This is a genomic window from Caulobacter sp. 602-1 (assembly GCF_003931565.1).
Classification (GTDB): Bacteria; Pseudomonadota; Alphaproteobacteria; order Caulobacterales; family Caulobacteraceae; genus Caulobacter.
Window position 1 is genome coordinate 1 of record NZ_RRYI01000206.1, and the last position, 274, is coordinate 274.

Annotated in this window: 1 protein-coding gene; it reads right to left on the minus strand. The window is 64.6% G+C overall.

Features of this window, described 5'->3' with window-relative positions:
* Nucleotides 1–246, minus strand: a 246-nt coding sequence (locus tag EIK80_RS25885) for a ParB N-terminal domain-containing protein (RefSeq protein ID WP_158624771.1), incomplete at its 3' end; no start/stop codon positions are given.
* Between the last annotated feature and the right edge of the window lie 28 nt (nucleotides 247–274).

A 274-nucleotide genomic window follows, 5' to 3' on the forward strand; every position in this document is an offset into this window, starting at 1 on the left:
CTCCACGCGGCACGGCACCATGTCCAGGCCGGCGAGCCTGGCGGCCGCGAGCCTGCGATGCCCGATGACCACGCGGTACATGGGCCTGCCGTCCCGGTCGCCGGACGGGGTGACCAGCAGTTCCTGTTTGATGCCCTGCGCCTTGATGCTGTCCGCCAGCTCCCTTACGTCGCCCACGTCCCTGCGCGGATTATGCGGGTTCGGCGTCAACTGGGAGACGGGAATGTCCACTATGGATATCGACATGAAAATCCTCCTTTAGAATTCCGGGTCG